Origin of the sequence: Actinomycetospora sp. TBRC 11914, from assembly GCF_012933465.1 — a bacterium.
Lineage (GTDB): Bacteria > Actinomycetota > Actinomycetes > Mycobacteriales > Pseudonocardiaceae > Actinomycetospora.
This window is the reverse complement of sequence record NZ_JABBND010000011.1, coordinates 52,686-67,985: the sequence shown is the minus strand read 5'-3', so window position 1 is coordinate 67,985 and position 15,300 is coordinate 52,686. Positions and strand designations below refer to the sequence as shown.

The following is a 15,300-nucleotide window of genomic DNA, read 5'->3' as shown; positions in this document are numbered from 1 at the left end:
GCGGTGGCCCGAGCTGGTGCGTCGCGTCGAGGCGGCCGGCTACGACACGCTCCAGGTGGCCCACCACCCGTCGCTCGCCACCCCGCCGCCGCTGCTCGCCCTCGCCGGCGCCGCCGAGATCCGAGATGGCCGAGCTCTCCGACCTGGTCGGCGTGTGCGTCGGCGACGACGCGCAGGTCGAGCAGGTGTGCGGGGACATGTGGGGGCACCTGCCGCCGAGCGCGGTCCTCGTCGTCCACAGCACCGTCGCGCCCGCGACCTGCACCCGCGTGGGCGCCCTCGCCGCGGAGCACGGGGTGGAGGTGCTCGACGCGCCGGTCTCGGGCGGCCGCGCCCGGGCCTTCGACGGCGACCTGACCGTCATGGTGGGCGGTGCCCCCGAGGTGTTCGAGCGCGCCCGCCCGGTGCTGGACGCGGTCGGGAGCCTGGTGCGCCACGTCGGTCCCCTGGGATCCGGCGAGGCGCTGAAGCTCGTGAACAACTACCTGTTCACCGCCCAGCTCGGCGTGCTCGACGAGGCCGTCGGGCTGCTCCGGGCCCTGGGGATGGACCCGCGCGAGGCGGTCACGGCGATCGCGTCGTCCACCGGCGGGAGCCGTGCGGCCCAGATGTTCGTGGCGGGCGGTGGCGAGCACGTGGTGCCCCGTCACCGGGAGGGCTGGACCCGGGGCCTCGAGCTGCTGCGCAAGGACCTCGGGCTGCTCGACGAGCGGCTCGACGCCGTCGGGGTCGTCGCACCAGGGCTCCTCGACCGGCTCGTGCGCCACGGGTTGCGCGCATTCCGGGACGCGGCCGAAACGGAGACCGGGTCGCCGACGGGCTGACCGTCGCTCAGCGTCGGGCGACCTCACGCAGGGCGTCGAGCGTCACGAGCTTGCGCCGGGGCGCGCCCGCCGCGCGCCCGGCCCGCCGCTCGTGCCGGTCGATGGCCCGCCAGGCGTCCAGGCCCAGGTGGTCGGGACGCCGCTCGGTGAGCAGCACCGCCAGCCGCTCGGCGTCGTGGGCCGGTGCGGGGAGGCGGCCGGCGACGTGGTCGGCGAGGAGGCTCTCGACGGTCTCGGCCGCGCAGAAGCGGTTGGTGCCGATGACCCCGGAGGGTCCGCGCTTGACCCAGCCGGTGACGTAGTGCCCGGCCCGGGCGGCGCCCGTCGTGGGGTCGACGACGCGTCCCCGGTCGTGGGGGACGGTGCCGCGCTCGGCGTCGAAGGGCAGACCGGGTACCGGGACGCCGCGGTGCCCGACCGCGCGGAGCACGAGCCCGCAGGCCAGCTCCTCGGTGTCACCGTCGGGCCCGGCGAGCCGGACGCCGCGGACCGCGTGCTCGCCGAGGATCGCCTCCGGACGCCGGTGGAAGCGCAGCACGATCCGGCGGGTGCCGGGACGGGGCTCCCGGTCGGCGAGCGCCGCGACGGCCGCGGCCTTGCGCCCGGCGGCGCCGTCCGCGGGGAGCGTCCCGAGCTCCGCCCGGTGGGCGAGCGTGTCGACGCCCGGCAGGTCGAGCAGACCGTGCAGCTCCGGCACGGTGAACGCGGCGTCGCCGGGCCCGCGCCGCCCGACGACGTGGACCTCCCGGACGGAGCTCGCGGCGAGCGCGTCGAGCGCGGGCGGCGCCATGTCGGTCGCGGCGAGGCTCGCGGGGTCGCTGACGAGCAGGCGCGCGGTGTCCAGGGCGACGTTGCCGTTGCCGATGACGACCGCGCGCTCGGTGGCGAGGTCGAGCGGGAGCCCGGCGTGGTCGGGGTGGCCGTTGTACCAGCCGACCACGTCGGTGGTGGAGTGGCTGCCGGGCAGGTCCTCCCCGGGGATGCCCAGCCGGCGGCCCTGGCGGGCGCCGACGGCGTGGACGACGGCGTCGTGGTGGTCGAGGAGCTCGTCGGTGCCGACGTCGCGGCCGAGCTCGACGTCGAGCAGGAGCCGCACGCCCGGTCGGCGCAGGGCGCGGGTCACCGTGGTCTCGAAGCGCTTGGTGCGGGCGTGGTCGGGCGCGACCCCGTACCGGACCAGACCGCCCGGGACCGGCAGGCGCTCGAGCACGGTGACCTCGGCGTGCCCGTCGGTGCGCTCGAGCAGCTCGAGCACCGTGTAGATGCCGGCCGGGCCGGTCCCGACGACGGCGACCCGCGGCGCGCGGCCCGTGGCGCGCGCCGGCCGGGACGGCCTGACCGTGGCGGGAGCCGGTGGCGCGGGCGTCATCTCCCGGGTGACCGCGATGCTCAGCTCGAGGCTGCGTCGCCCGGCGGCGTCGAGCGCGTCGCCGGGGACGATCGCCTCGACCGGGCAGACGTCGACGCAGGCCCCGCAGTCGATGCAGCCGGTCGGGTCGATGTGCAGCGCCTCGGCGGTGGCGTAGCCGGGCTCGTCCGGTCGCGGGTGGATGCAGTCGACCGGGCAGACGTCGACGCAGGCGGCGTCGTTGCAGCAGGGCTGGGTGATCACGTACGTCATCGGGCGGCCGCCGGCACCGTCGCGTGGTCGTGGGCCTCGACCTCGACGGTGATCCCGGAGAAGATCGCGATCCCGGTCAGGGGCTCGACGACGAGGTCGTCGGCGAGCGCGTTCACGTTCGTCCCCGGGCTGGCGGTCGCGCGGCGCATGCGCAGACCGCCGCCGTCGTGGCCCCAGCCGTGGGGGAGGCTCACCACCCCGGGCCGGATCGCGTCGTCCACGCGCAGCTCGGCGGTGACCTGGCCGGCGCCGGACCGCACCACCACCTCGTCGCCGTCGACGAGATCACGGGACGCGGCGTCGTCGGGGTGCATCAGCAGCGCGCTCTCGGCGTCGGTGCGGTGCGGCAGCGCGTTGTGCAGCCACGAGTTCATCCCGCGGCGCTGCCGCCGGTTGATCATCACCAACCGGTCGGGAGCGGCGTCCGCCTCCAGGCCGGCCCGCAGCCGTTCCACGTCGGCCATGAGGACCTCCGGCGCCACGTCGATCCGCCCGGTGGGGGTGCGCAGCACGTCGGGGAGACGCGGCCGCAGCGGGCCGTAGTCGATCCCGTCGGGGTGCTCCTCGAGCACCGCGAGCGTCAGGCCCGACGGGTCCTCGCCGAACCGGTCGCCGTAGGGGCCGCTGCGCAGCCGCAGGTCGAGCAGCCGCTCCGGCCCGCGGCGGGGCTCGACGGCCGCCCGCACGACGTCCTCGGGTCGGCGGGCGAGCTTCGCGGCCCGCCGGATCGCCTGGTCGGCGACCTCGTCGTCGAACGCCGTCACCGTCAGGTCCGGGTCCCCGCGCAGGATGCCGGTCAGCCGGGCGAGCTGGTGCCACTCCGGGAGCTCGCCGGGGGCGGGATCGAGCGCGGCGGGGCTCCAGCGGGCCGCGTCGCGGATCTGGAAGTGGTTGAGCGTCAGGTCGAAGTGACCGTGGGTGAGCAGGCCGGGAGCGGGCAGGACGACGTCCGCGTGCCGGGTCGTCTCGTTGAGGTAGGTGTCCAGGCTCAGCATGAAGTCGAGCGAGGCGAGCGCCTCCTCGACGTGCTCGCTGCCGGGGACGCTGCGCGCCGGGTTCCCGGCGATCGTGACCAGCGCCCGCACCTGCCCCTCGCCGGGCGTGAGGATCTCCTCGGCCAGGCAGGCCGCCGGCAGCTCGCCGAGCGACTCCGGCAGCCCGCGGACGCGGGAGTGCCAGCGGCCGGTGAGGAGCTTCCCGCCGCCGGGCCAGGTCGTCGGGCCACCGCCCGGCGGCTTCGCGAACATCGCCCCGCCGGGGGTGTCCAGGCGGCCGGTGACGATGTTGAGGACCTCGACCAGCCAGTTGGCCAGCGAGCCGTAGCCCTGGGTGCACGTGCCGATCCGCGCGTGCGCCACGGCGCGCTCCGCGGCGGCGAAGCTCCGGGCCAGGTCCCGGATCGTCTCCGGCGGGATCCCCACCACGGGGGCGACGACCTCCGGGGTGAACGGCGCGGCGAGCCCGAGCACCTCGTCGGCCCCGTCGACGAGGCCGTCGGCGGCCCCGAGGCAGGCGGAGCCGTCGGCGGCGATCACCGAGAGCATCCCGAGCAGCAGGTGGGCGTCGCTGTTCGGGCGCACCGGGAGGTGGAGGTCCGCGACCTCGGCGGTGCGGGTCCTCGCCGGGTCCGCCACGACGACCCGACCGCCGCGCGCACGCAGCGCCGCGAGCCGGTCCCCGAAGCCCGGCATGCAGACCGTGCTGCCGTTCGAGACCAGCGGGTTGGTCCCGAGCAGCAGGACGAGGTCGGTGCGGTCGAGGTCGGGCAGCGCCACGCCGAGACCGGTCCCGTAGAGCAGCATCGTCGCCAGGTTCTTCGGCAGCGTGTCGAGGCTGGCGGGGGAGAAGAGATTGGGCGTGCCGAGCGCACCGAGGAAGGCGGGCAGGTAGAAGGTGTGGTCGAGGTGGTGGGCCGCCGGGTTGCCGGTGTAGACCGCCGCGGCCCGGCGGTCCTGCGCGACCAGCGGCGGCAGGCGCCGGGCCACCGCGGCGAACGCCTCCGCCCAGGTCGCCGCCCGGAGACGCCCGCCCTCCCGGACCATCGGGGTGCGCAGCCGGTCGGGGTCGCGGTCGGTGGCGGCGAGCCCGAGCCCCTTCGCGCAGGCGTGCCCGGCGCTGAACACGTCGTCCGGGTTCGGCCGCAGGGCGACGGGGCCGTCCTTGTCGAGGTCGACGAGCAGCCCGCAGGTGGCCTCGCAGAGCGGGCAGATCCGACGCACGTCCCGGTGCACCACCACGGTTCCCCCCGGCAGGTTCCGCTTGTACCGACAGCCTTTAGGTTAAATCCCGTCGACGGCTCCCCGCCAGGTGACGAGCGCGTCCGGCATCGACGACCGCTGGCGGTGAGGACGCTCGGATAGGGTCGATGCGTGCCCGCGCGACCCACCCCGGCGCCTCGCCGGGCCTCCGCCGAGGAGCGGATCCTGGACGCGGCGGACTCCTGCTTCACCTACTACGGGATCGCGAAGACCACGATGGAGGACGTCGCCTCGGCCGCCGCGATCTCCCGGGCGACGCTGTACCGGACCTTCTCGGACCGGGAGAGCCTGTTGATCGCCCTGGTCCGCCGCCGGGCGCGGCAGAACCTGGCGCGCAACCGCGACCGGATCATGGCGCTCGGCTCCCTGACCGACCGGATGGTGGAGGGGATCAGCCGCAACGTCCGGGTCGGTCACCGCGATCCGCTGATCCGCGCCCTGGTCTCGCCCGAGCAGATGGCGCTCGCGAACAGCCTCCTGGGGCCGACCGGGCTCTCGATCGAGCTCACCCGGGAGTTCTGGGAGCCGATCCTCGTCGCGGCGCAGGAGGCGGGCGAGATCCGCGGGGACGTCGACCTCGACGGGCTGTGCGAGTGGATCTCCCGGCTGGAGATCATGTTCATCGTCCAGCTCCAGGACACCCCCGACGACGAGAAGCGCATCCGCCGGCTCGTCGCGGACTTCGTGGTCCCGGCCCTGGTGTCGTGACCGCCGGCCCCCTCAGCGGCGGGTGGCGACGTCGAGGGCGGCGGCCTCGGGCGGGACGGTGGGGTAGGTCTTGCGCAGCTCGGGCTTGGCGATCTTGCCCGAGAACGTCCGCGGGAGCGGCTCGGTGCCCGCGACGGCGAACCGCGGGCGCTTGAACCCGGCGAGGCCGGTGCGGGCCCGCTCGGCGAGCCGCGCGAGCGTCGTCGTGGGCTCGTCGGTGCACGTCACGACGACGAGCGGTACCTCGCCCCAGCGCTGGTCCGGCACGCCGATGACGGCGAGCTCCGCCACCCCGTCGACCCCGGCCAGCACCCGCTCGATCTCGGCCGGGTAGACGTTGATCCCGCCCGAGATCAGCATGTCCTTGGTGCGGTCGACGACCTTGAGGTAGCCGCGCTCGTCGGTGCTCCCGAGGTCGCCGGAGCGCAGCCACCCGCCCGGGAGCATCGTCGCGGCCGTCGCCGACGGATTGCGCCAGTACTCCCGCATGACGTGGTCGCCCCGGACGAGGATCTCGCCGACCTCGTCGGGCGCCAGGGTCTCGTCCTCGGGGCCGGCGATCCGGATCCGGGTGCCCAGGATCGCCTTCCCGGCGCAGCCGGGATGGTCGCCGGCGTCCTCCGCCCGCAGCGCGCTGATGAGCCCGGACGCCTCGGTCATCCCGTAGACCTGCACCAGCGAGACTCCGCGCTCGCGGTAGCGCTCGAGCAGGTCGAGGCGGACGGGAGCCCCGCCGACGGCGGCGGAGACCAGCGAGGAGAGGTCGCGCGCGGCGAAGTCCGGCGACGCGGCCATCCGCTCCCAGAGGACCGGGACGGTCGTCAGCGCCGAGATGCGGTGCCGCTCGATGGTGTCCAGGTAGCGGTCCGGGTCGAAGTCCCGCTCCAGCACCATCGCGCCGCCGGCGTAGACGGTGAACTGCATGAAGCAGGAGATGACGGCGCCGGTGTAGACCAGCGGGACGGCGACGAGGATCCGGTCGCGCCAGGAGAGCCCCTCGGAGACGACCTTGGCCTGCGCCGGGGCGAGCACGCTGCGGTGGGTCAGCACGGCGCCCTTCTGGATGCCCGTGGTGCCCGAGGTGTAGCAGAGGAAGGCGGCGTCGTCGTCGGCGATCTCCACCGCTGGCGGCGTGCCGCCGGCGGCGAGGAGCTCGGTCCACGACGGCAGGTCGGAGCCCCCCACCGACAGCACGTCGATGTCCGCGGCGGCCGCCGCGACCTCCAGGCCGGAGGCCAGGGCGTCCTCGGTGACGACCACCCGGCAGTCCGCGTCGAGGACGAGCGGCGCCAGCTCCGCCGCGGTGAGGCGGACGTTGAGGGGGACGCTGACGGCCCCCAGCTTGAGGGTCGCCAGGACGAGGTGGGCCAGTTCCGGACGGTTGCCCAGGAGCGCGCCCACCCGTTCGCCGTGGCCGACCCCGCGCGCGGCCAGGCCGGCGGCCACGGCGTCGCTGACCGCGTCGAGCTCGGCCCAGGTCTGGCGGAGGTCGCCGCAGAGGAGGGCCTCGCCCTCGGGACGCCAGTGGCCCCAGAACCGGACGAGGTCGGCGAGGTTCACGGGGGCTCCGGGGGCTCGGACGGTGCCCTCGACGGCGCCGTGTCGAGTCACGGTGACACGTGAGACAGTCAGCGTCAACCGTATCGCCAGCGACGGCGGCCGGGGCGGCTGCGGGTGAAAAATTGGCAGCTCAGTGCCCGAGTGATGAGACGGTTGACGCTTGCTGTCTCACGTGTCATGGTGCGGGGGTGGAGCAGGGACGAGGAGGGCGCTGATGGCCGGCTACTCGCTCCTCGAGGGCGTCCGCGTCCTCGAGGTCGCGCAGCTCGCCCCGTCGTCCGTGGGCGGGCACCTGGCCGATCTCGGCGCCGACGTCGTCAAGGTCGAGACGCCGGGCCGGGGCGACGGGGTGCGGGCGAACGGGGCGCGGGCCGTGGACGGACCGGACGGGCCCGGCTTCATGCACCTCCGCTGGAACCGGGGCAAGCGCAGCGTCGCGCTGGATCTGCGGACGGACGACGGACGGCGGGACTTCCTGCGTCTCGTCGCCACCGCCGACGCCGTCGTGGAGGGCACCCGGCACGGGTACCTCGAGCGTCTCGGCCTCGGGTGGGACGTGCTGCGCGGTGTCCGGCCGTCGGTCGTGCTCTGCGAGGTCTCCGGGACCGGCGCGGAGGGGCCGTACCGCGACCTGGCCACCGGCGGGATGTGGTTCGACGCGTACGCCGGGCTGCGCACCGTCGACACCGACCGTCCCTCCCCGCCCGGGGTGATGGGTGGCTCGGCCGAGACGCCCCAGGCGATGTACGCCCTGGGCGCGTACGGCGCGATGGCGGTCCTCGCCGCGGTGATCCGGGCCGGTCGGACCGGCGAGGGGGTCCGGCTGCAGCTCAGCAGCGTCGACGTGGCGACCGCGTGGGTGCCGGACCGGATCGACGCGGCCCTCAACGTCCACCGCACCGAGCCACGGCCGGGCTGGACCGCCGACGGACGGCTGCCGGACTGGCCGCTGCTCGACGCCTACGCGACCAAGGACGACGGGGCGATCGTGTTCGGCTCCCACACGGAGAAGTTCTGGCGGGCGTTCTGCACGGCCGTGGACCGCCCCGACCTGCTCGAGATCGACCTCGACACCGTCGACGACGGGGCCGACGCCCGGGCCCAGCACGTCTGGCGCGAGCTCGACGCGCTCTTCCGCACCCGCACCCGGGCCGAGTGGACCGACCTCTTCCTGGCCCACGACATCGCCGGCGGTCCGGTCAACAGCGTCACCGAGCTGCTCGCCGACCCCCACTTCACGGCCCGCGCCACCACCTACGAGGTCGACGGGCTGCGGTTCGCCGCGAGCCCCGTCCACGTGGTCGGCGAGGAGTTCCGCCCGGCCCTCGCGCCGGAGCTCGGGGCACACACCGACGAGGTCCTGGGAGGGCTGTCGTGACCGGGCACTTCTCGGACCTGCTGCGGTTCTGGGCCCGGCGCCGTCCCGACGCGCTCGCCGTGCGCTTCGCCGAGCGCGAGTACACCTGGGCCGGCCTCGACCGCGCCACCGACGAGCTGGCCGCCGGCCTCCACCGCGCGGGCCTGCGCCCGGGCGACGTGCTCGGCGTCCTCATGACGAACCGCATCCAGTTCGTCGAGGCGCTGCACGCCGCCTTCCGCGTCGGGGCCGTCGTGGAGCTGCTGAACATCCGCTTCACGCCGGGCGAGATGGAGCACCCGGTCCGCGACGCCGGGGCCCGCATGGTCGTGACCGAGCCCGCGCTCGTGCCGCTCCTGTCCCGGGTGCGCGCGACGATGCCCGACCTCACGGTGCTCACCACCGAGCCCGTCGAGGGCGCCACCCCCCTCGACGACCTGCGCCTGGCCGGCGAACGCCCGCCGGAGCGCCGCACGGATCCCGAGGAGACCGCGCTGCTGGCCTACACCTCGGGCACCACCGGGGTGCCCAAGGGCGCGATGCTCCCGCACCGGGCGATCATCGCCAACGCGACCGTCCGCGCCGTCGCCGACGCCCTGACCTGGCAGGACCGCGTCCTGATCATCATCCCGATGGCGTTCACCGGCGGGACGTCGAGCTACCTGCGCGAGTCGGTGACCACCGGCGCGCCCGCGATCGTGCAGGGCACCTTCGACCCGCCCCGGGTCCTCGAGCTCCTCGAGCGCGAGCGGATCACCGTCTGCTCGGCCGTCCCGGTGGTGTGGGAGGGCGTGCTCGCGCTGCCCGGGCTCGCGGACGCCGACCTGTCCGCGCTGCGGGCGGGGATCGGCGCGGGCGCCCCGATGCCGCTCGAGGTCATCCGCGCGTGGCAGCGCCTCGGCGTCGGGATGCGGCAGGGATACGGCCAGACCGAGTTCGCCGGCGGCTACGCCACGCTGCTCTACGAGGACGAGGCGGCCGACCACGTGGGCTCGGTCGGGCGCGTGGTGATGCACCACGAGATGCGCATCGTCGACGCCGAGGACGCCGACGTCCCGGTCGGCGAGGCGGGCCAGGTCCTGCTCCGCGGCCCGTCGGTGATGACCGGCTACTGGGGCCGGCCGGAGGCGACCGCCGAGACGCTCGCCGACGGGTGGCTGCACACCGGCGACATCGGCCGGCTCGACGACGACGGCTTCCTCACGCTGGTCGACCGGGCCAAGGACATGCTCATCTCGGGCGGGCTGAACGTGTACCCCGCCGAGATCGAGACGGTGCTGGCCGGACGCCCGGGGCTGGAGGAGTGCGCCGTCGTCGGCGTCCCCCACCCGCGCTGGGGCGAGGTGCCGATGCTCGTGGTCCCGGACCTGTCGCGGGTCGACGTGGCCGAGCTCGGCGCCCACGTCAGCACCGTCCTCGCCGACTACCGCCGGCCGAAGTGGATCGTCGGTACCGGCGCCCCGCTCCCGCGCACGTTGGGCGGCAAGCTGCTCAAGCGGGAGATCCGGGCTTCCTTCCCCGAGGTGCCGCCGGAGGCGGTACCGCTGTCGCGACCCCGGAGTGCCACCCCATGAGCCTGATGAACGACGACGTCGCCGACCTGCTCGCCGAGCACCTGCGGGCCGGCACCACGGAGATGTCCGACACCGACCTGCGCGTGCCGATCTCGCACTTCGTGAGCGAGGAGCGGGCCGCGGCGGAACGGGAGCTGATGACCCGGCTGCCCGTGATCATCGGTCATGCGTCGGAGCTGCCGCTGCGGGGCGGCTTCCTCACCCGGGAGGTCCTCGGCGTCCCGCTGATCGTGGTGCGCAAGGCCGGCGGCGGAATCGGCGGCTACCTCAACATCTGCCGGCACCGCGGCGGACAGGTCGAGTCCGAGGCCCGCGGGACGAAGCGCATCTTCAGCTGCCGCTACCACGGCTGGAGCTACGGCCGCGACGACGGCCGGCTGCGCGGCGTGCCCTACGACGACTTCTACACCCACGTCGACAAGGAGCGGCACGGGCTGCACGCGATCCGCGTCGAGGAGCGCCACGGCTTCCTGTTCGCGGACCTGTCCGGCCGGCAGGACTGGGACATCGACGACTGGCTCGGCCCGGAGGTCGACGCCCAGCTCGCGCCGTACGGGCTCGACGGCGCCGAGATCTTCCTCGACCGGTCGTTCACCCTCGACATCAACTGGAAGATCGTGCTCGACGGCGCGATCGACGTCCTGCACCCGATGTTCCTGCACCCGCACGGCGTCGGGAAGCTCATCGAGACGAACACCAGCGTGTGGCGGCGGTACGGACGGCACGGGCAGTCGTTCAGCCCCCGGACGCGGATGGGGGAGAAGGCGCGCGCCGGCGAGGAGGTGGACGCCAGCTTCCGGTACATGGGCAGCAACCTGGTGCTCTACCCCAACTCCATGGTCATCTCGACGCCGGACCACGTGGAGTTCTGGACGGTCTGGCCCGACCTGCACACCCCGGGCCGCTCGACCACGCAGATCCGGTTCCTGGTCCGGCCGGAGAAGCGCGACGAGCGCGTCGAGGCACGCATGCACCGCAGCTGGGAGATCCTCGAGCAGGCCGCCACCGACGAGGACTGGCCGATGGAGCGCACCATCCAGCGCAACGCCGAGGCCCACCCCCACGGCACCTTCCTCTACGGCCGGAACGAGCAGTCCTGCCAGCACCTGCACCGCGAGCTGGCCGCGGACCTCGGGGACTGACCGGATCTCACCGGTACGTCTCGCGGATTCGGCGCTTGAAGAGCTTGCCGGACTCCTCGCGGGGCAGCTCGTGGTCGATCACGACGAGCTGCGGGACCTTGTACCCGGCGAGCCGTTCGCGCAGGAACTCGCTGACCTCCTCGGTGGACGGCCCGCCGTCGGGGTCGGTGTCCACGTGCAGGACGAGACGCTCGCCGAGATCGGGGTCGGGGATCCCGAAGGCGGCGGCGTCACGGACGCCGGGCAGGCCGGTCAGGCAGTGCTCGATCTCGACGGGGTAGATGTTCACCCCGGCCGAGATCACCATGTCGGCGGTCCGGTCGGACAGGTAGAGGTAGCCGTCGTCGTCGAGCCAGCCCCCGTCGCCGATGCTGATGTAGCCGTCCCGCGTGCGTGGCCCGGTCCCGGTGGCTGCGCCGACGTACCGCGAACCCGGCCACGCCGTGCCCGGGTCGATGAAGATCTCTCCGGATACCCCGGTGGGTGCCTCGGTCCCGTCCTCCCGGACGATCCGGATGTCGCACCCGTCGATCGCGCGTCCCACCGTGCCGGGGTGCGCGAGCCACTCCTCGCTGTCGCACGCCACGACGGTGCCGACCTCGGTGCCCCCGTAGTACCGTGCAGGATCGGGCCCCACCAGTCGATCACCGCGTGCTTGACCTCCGGCGGGCAGGGCCCGGCGGCGTGCACGACGCACCGCAGGCTCGAGACGTCGTGGGCGAGACGTTCCTGCTCCGGGAGCTGGAGCAACCGGACGAGCATCGTGGGGACGACCTGGGCGTGGACGATCGCGTGACGCTCGACGGCCTCCAGGAACCCCGCGGCCGAGAAGCGGGGCATGAGCGTGATCTCGCAGTCGGCGGTGAGGCCGAACAGCACGTGGGCGTTCGGGGCCGCGTGGTAGAGCGGCGCCGGGACCAGGGTCGACGTGCCGCCCTCCAGTCCGAAGGCGTCGAGGATGCGCGCGCCGAGCAGCGCCGACTGCTCCGGGGTGGCCGGCTCCCGCAGGATGCCCTTGGGGGTGCCGGTGGTGCCGGAGCTATAGAGCAGCCCGAGCTGCGGCACCGACGACGCGGGTTCCTCGTCGTCCTGGGCCGCGAGCCACGTCTCGAGCTCGTGGTCGCCCCGGGCGGCGGCGCTCTCGACGGGCCCGTAGGCCCGGCGCAGCGCCGGCGTCGTCGGGACCTCCACGACGGGGGCCGCGGTCCCGGTCGCGAGGACCCGGGGGAGCAGGTCGGTGTGGGCGAAGACGAGGGCGGCCCGCGAGTCCCGCAGCAGGTAGCCGAGCTCCTGCTCCTTGAGGTGCCAGTTCACCGATACGGGCACCGCGCCGGCGTGCGCGATCCCCAGGGTGATCTCGACGTTCTCGATCTCGTTGCGCAGGACGACCGCGACGGCGTCCCCGGGACGAATCCCGAGCTCACCGACGCCTCGTGCGACGCGACGGGCACGCGCCATCACCTCGTCGCGGGTCCTGAACCGGTCCGCGCAACGGACGCCGGGAACGACGTCGGTCATCTCGGGCCCTCCCGATCAGTGGTCAACGCGGACGACGACGCCGAGGGCGGGCGGAAGGCAGGGGCGAGAGCCGGCGCGGGTTCCGCACGCCCGGACGGGCCGTGCGGCGAGAGGGCGTTCCGGACGAGGAGCTGGGCCGTCTCCACGATCTCAGACAGCGATCCGCGATCCGGGTCCCACCACTCCGGCGCCCAGTTCATCGCACCGAGCAGGAACATCCGCGCTGCGCGGGCATCGAGCCTCGGGTCGACGTGGCCGGATTCGACGGCCTCGGCGATCAGGCCCCGCCACAGGTCGCCGTACCCACGCTGCTGCCGGAGCTGCCGCTCGCGGACATCCGGAGGCAGCGATCCCAGGGTCCGCATCGCGGCGGCGGTGTACCGGGAGGCGGTCAGGACCATCTCCAGGTGGGCGCCGAACGCGGTGCAGACCCGCTCGAGCGGCCCGATACCGGGGGCGAGCTGGTCCAGCCGGGCCCGGACGTTGGACATCGCCAGCTGGACCCCGATCATGACGACCTCCTCGAGGAGGGCCTCCCGGGTGTCGAAGTAGTAGTAGACCGTCGGCACACGCACGTGGGCGAGCTCGGCGATCTCGGTGAGGCGAGCACCGTCGAACCCCCGCCGGTTGAGGACGTCCGCGGCCGCGTCGAGGATTCGCTGCCGCGTCCGATCCGACTTGCGTGTCTCCGACCTCGTCGGCGCCGCCGGGCCGGTCACGACGGCCCGCGGCCCGTGACGGGACGGCGCCGGACGTGGAAGGCGTCCAGTCCGTGATCGCGCGTCATCGCCCAGTAGTCCACCGAGCGCCAGGGCATCGCGTTGACCACGCGTCCCTTCTCGTTGCGGTACCAGGTCCCGGCGCCCTCGTGGGTCCAGATCAGCTGCTCGTGCTCGGCGTCGACGCGGGCGGCGTAGCACTCGGCCACCTCGTCGCGGACCTCGATCGAGGCCACGTCCTGCTCGATCATCGTGGTGAGGAGCCCGAGGACGTGGGCGCGGGCGCACTCCGAGGCGAAGATCGCGCTCCCGCCGTGGGCCAGCGTCGTGTGGGGTCCACCGAGGACGAAGAAGTTCGGGAAACCGGGCACCGAGATGCCCAGGTGGGCGTCCGCGTCGTCGTCACCCCACCGGTCGCGCAGGGACTCGCCGCGACGCCCGACGATGTCCATCGGGTACAGCAGCCGGTGGCTGTGGAACCCGGTCGCGTAGACCACGACGTCGGTCTCGTGGCGGGCGCCCGACGACGTGACCACCGCGTCCGGATCGACGGCGACGACAGGCTCGGTCACCAGGTCCACGTCGTCACGCCGGATGGTGTCGAACCACTCGTTGTCCATGAGGATGCGCTTGAAGTACGGCGGATAGGAGGGGATGACGCGGTCGCGGAGCCGCTCCGCGTCATCACCGAGTCGTTCCTCGATCGCGGCGGTGATGAAGGCCCGGTGCTTGTCGTTGGCCGCGCTGACGGCGCGCTCCGGGTGGGGCCAGTCCGGGTCGCGGCGCAGGGTGGCCAGCAGCTTGTCCTGGAACTGCCAGACGAGCCGGAGTCGGTAGAAGGACGCGTAGTACGGCGTGCGTTCCATCAGCAGGCGGACGCCGTCGGGGACGGTGCGCAGGTAGTTCGGGTTCGGCACCACCCACTGCGGGGTGCGCTGGAAGACCGTCACCTCGGCGGCGTCGTCGGCGACGGCGGGCACGATCTGCATCGCCGTCGCGCCGGTGCCGATCACCGTGACCCGCTGGCCGGTGACGTCGAGGCCGGCAGGCCATCGGGAAGAATGGAAGGACGGCCCCGCGAACTCGTCCCGCCCCGGGAGATCGGGGATCGCGGCCTGGTTGAGGTTGCCGACGCAGCTCACGACGACGCTGGGGGTGACGGTCCGCTCGCCGTCGGCGTCCCGCAGCGTCACCGCCCAGCGCTGAGCGGCGTCGTCCCATCGGGCCCGGGTCACCTCGGTGCCGAACGCGATGACCTCGTCGAGACCGTGCTCGGCGCTCATGTCCTCGAGGTAGGCGCGGACCTCGGGCTGCTTGGCGTAGTAGCGCGACCAGGAACGGTTCGGGGCGAACGAGAGCGAGTAGAGGTGCGCCGGCGTGTCCACACCGGCCCCCGGGTAGGTGTTCTCCTGCCACACACCACCGACGCCGTCGGACCGCTCGACCACGGAGACGGCGACGCCCAGATCGCGCAGCCCGATCGCCGTCGCGAGACCCGATGCTCCGGCACCGACGATCAGGACCTCGTGGTGGTCGGCGGACACCGGTCTGCCGTCGGCCCATGCGATCTGGGGCGGGGTCCGGAAGCCGGCCTCCTCGGCCATCGAGGGCCCGTACTCGTCAGGGATGGTCTCGCCCAGCGAGAAGCTCAGCATCGCGACGAGGTGGTCGTCGTCGGGTGGTGCCGGCACCGGCAGCCGGCCGTCGCGGACGGCACGGAGCGACTCCACCGTCGCCGTGCGGATCTCGGCCTGCACCCGCTCGGACAGACCGCCGGAGTCGTTGTCGTGCAGGGCCACCGTGCGCGTCGGCCGATAGCCCTCGCCCAGCCAGCCGTCGTCCCCGGTGAGGTGCGCGAGCACCAGCAGGAGGGTCGGGATGTTGCCGGCGGCGACGGCGGCCTCGAGGGCTTCGTCGGGCACCGTCCGGTCGACGGGCTGGGCGGGTCGACGGTCGGGCGACACAGCACCTCCACCCCACGTGGACCGAGCAGATGCTCGAAAATGCCCAGAAGATAGC

At 73.9% G+C, this 15,300-nt stretch carries 12 protein-coding genes; 5 read left to right on the top strand and 7 right to left on the bottom strand.

Translation table 11 applies throughout. The features are described from left to right. Positions 1 to 125 precede the first annotated feature (125 nt). Complete coding sequence (locus tag HH311_RS17610) at positions 126 to 824, top strand: NAD(P)-dependent oxidoreductase (protein WP_169184990.1); 699 nt, start codon at positions 126 to 128, stop codon at positions 822 to 824. A gap of 7 nt (positions 825 to 831) precedes the next feature. Here the strand turns inward: HH311_RS17610 and HH311_RS17605 are convergent, their stop codons facing one another. Then, entirely contained in the window at positions 832 to 2,445 is a 1,614-nt protein-coding gene (locus HH311_RS17605) for an FAD-dependent oxidoreductase (RefSeq protein WP_169184989.1), read from the bottom strand. Continuing rightward, a complete protein-coding gene (locus tag HH311_RS17600) occupies positions 2,442 to 4,679 on the bottom strand; it encodes a molybdopterin dinucleotide binding domain-containing protein (protein WP_312030214.1) in 2,238 nt (745 codons plus the stop codon). The genes HH311_RS17605 and HH311_RS17600 overlap by 4 nt, the downstream gene beginning before the upstream one ends. Before the next feature lie 135 nt (positions 4,680 to 4,814). Between HH311_RS17600 and HH311_RS17595 the strand changes: the two genes are divergently transcribed. After that, complete coding sequence (locus HH311_RS17595) at positions 4,815 to 5,411, top strand: TetR/AcrR family transcriptional regulator (RefSeq protein WP_211190421.1); 597 nt, start codon at positions 4,815 to 4,817, stop codon at positions 5,409 to 5,411. Between the two features lie 12 nt (positions 5,412 to 5,423). Here the strand turns inward: HH311_RS17595 and HH311_RS17590 are convergent, their stop codons facing one another. Next, entirely contained in the window at positions 5,424 to 6,971 is a 1,548-nt protein-coding gene (locus tag HH311_RS17590) for an AMP-binding protein (RefSeq protein WP_169184987.1), read from the bottom strand. 214 nt (positions 6,972 to 7,185) lie between these two features. Between HH311_RS17590 and HH311_RS17585 the strand changes: the two genes are divergently transcribed. Genes HH311_RS17585 through HH311_RS17575 form a run of 3 tightly spaced genes read left to right on the top strand, consistent with a single transcriptional unit; the run spans position 7,186 to position 11,044 of the window. Beyond that, positions 7,186 to 8,349 carry a CaiB/BaiF CoA-transferase family protein gene (locus HH311_RS17585; protein WP_169184986.1) on the top strand — a complete coding sequence of 388 codons (1,164 nt, stop codon included), beginning with the start codon at positions 7,186 to 7,188 and terminating at the stop codon, positions 8,347 to 8,349. Further along, positions 8,346 to 9,902, top strand: coding sequence for an AMP-binding protein (locus tag HH311_RS17580; RefSeq protein WP_169184985.1), 1,557 nt, complete (start codon positions 8,346 to 8,348; stop codon positions 9,900 to 9,902). Before HH311_RS17585 ends, HH311_RS17580 begins: the two co-directional genes overlap by 4 nt. Further along, positions 9,899 to 11,044: an aromatic ring-hydroxylating dioxygenase subunit alpha gene (locus HH311_RS17575; RefSeq protein ID WP_169184984.1), complete on the top strand. Its 1,146-nt coding sequence runs from the start codon at positions 9,899 to 9,901 to the stop codon at positions 11,042 to 11,044. Before HH311_RS17580 ends, HH311_RS17575 begins: the two co-directional genes overlap by 4 nt. A gap of 7 nt (positions 11,045 to 11,051) precedes the next feature. On the opposite strand, the gene HH311_RS31905 is transcribed toward HH311_RS17575, so the two are convergent. From HH311_RS31905 to HH311_RS17555, 4 genes are read right to left on the bottom strand one after another with little or no spacing between them, the layout of a single operon-like run. After that, on the bottom strand, positions 11,052 to 11,351 hold the full coding sequence (locus HH311_RS31905) for an AMP-binding enzyme (RefSeq protein WP_169184983.1): 300 nt from the start codon (positions 11,349 to 11,351) through the stop codon (positions 11,052 to 11,054). Beyond that, positions 11,345 to 12,562, bottom strand: a complete 1,218-nt coding sequence (locus HH311_RS31900; protein WP_169184982.1) for an AMP-binding protein — start codon at positions 12,560 to 12,562, stop codon at positions 11,345 to 11,347. Before HH311_RS31900 ends, HH311_RS31905 begins: the two co-directional genes overlap by 7 nt. Further along, positions 12,559 to 13,281 (bottom strand): TetR family transcriptional regulator, encoded by a 723-nt coding sequence (locus tag HH311_RS17560; RefSeq protein WP_169184981.1) that lies wholly within the window; start codon positions 13,279 to 13,281, stop codon positions 12,559 to 12,561. Before HH311_RS17560 ends, HH311_RS31900 begins: the two co-directional genes overlap by 4 nt. Then, entirely contained in the window at positions 13,278 to 15,245 is a 1,968-nt protein-coding gene (locus HH311_RS17555; RefSeq protein WP_211190419.1) for an NAD(P)/FAD-dependent oxidoreductase, read from the bottom strand. The genes HH311_RS17560 and HH311_RS17555 overlap by 4 nt, the downstream gene beginning before the upstream one ends. Positions 15,246 to 15,300: the final 55 nt, after the last annotated feature.

Coding starts and splice junctions, on each gene's coding strand:
- HH311_RS17585 (WP_169184986.1), top strand. CDS start 7,186: ATGGCCGGCTACTCGCTCCTCGAGGGCGTCCGCGTCCTCGAGGTCGCG.
- HH311_RS31900 (WP_169184982.1), bottom strand. CDS start 12,562: ATGACCGACGTCGTTCCCGGCGTCCGTTGCGCGGACCGGTTCAGGACC.
- HH311_RS17610 (WP_169184990.1), top strand. CDS start 126: ATGGCCGAGCTCTCCGACCTGGTCGGCGTGTGCGTCGGCGACGACGCG.
- HH311_RS31905 (WP_169184983.1), bottom strand. CDS start 11,351: ATGGTGATCTCGGCCGGGGTGAACATCTACCCCGTCGAGATCGAGCAC.
- HH311_RS17605 (WP_169184989.1), bottom strand. CDS start 2,445: ATGACGTACGTGATCACCCAGCCCTGCTGCAACGACGCCGCCTGCGTC.
- HH311_RS17575 (WP_169184984.1), top strand. CDS start 9,899: ATGAGCCTGATGAACGACGACGTCGCCGACCTGCTCGCCGAGCACCTG.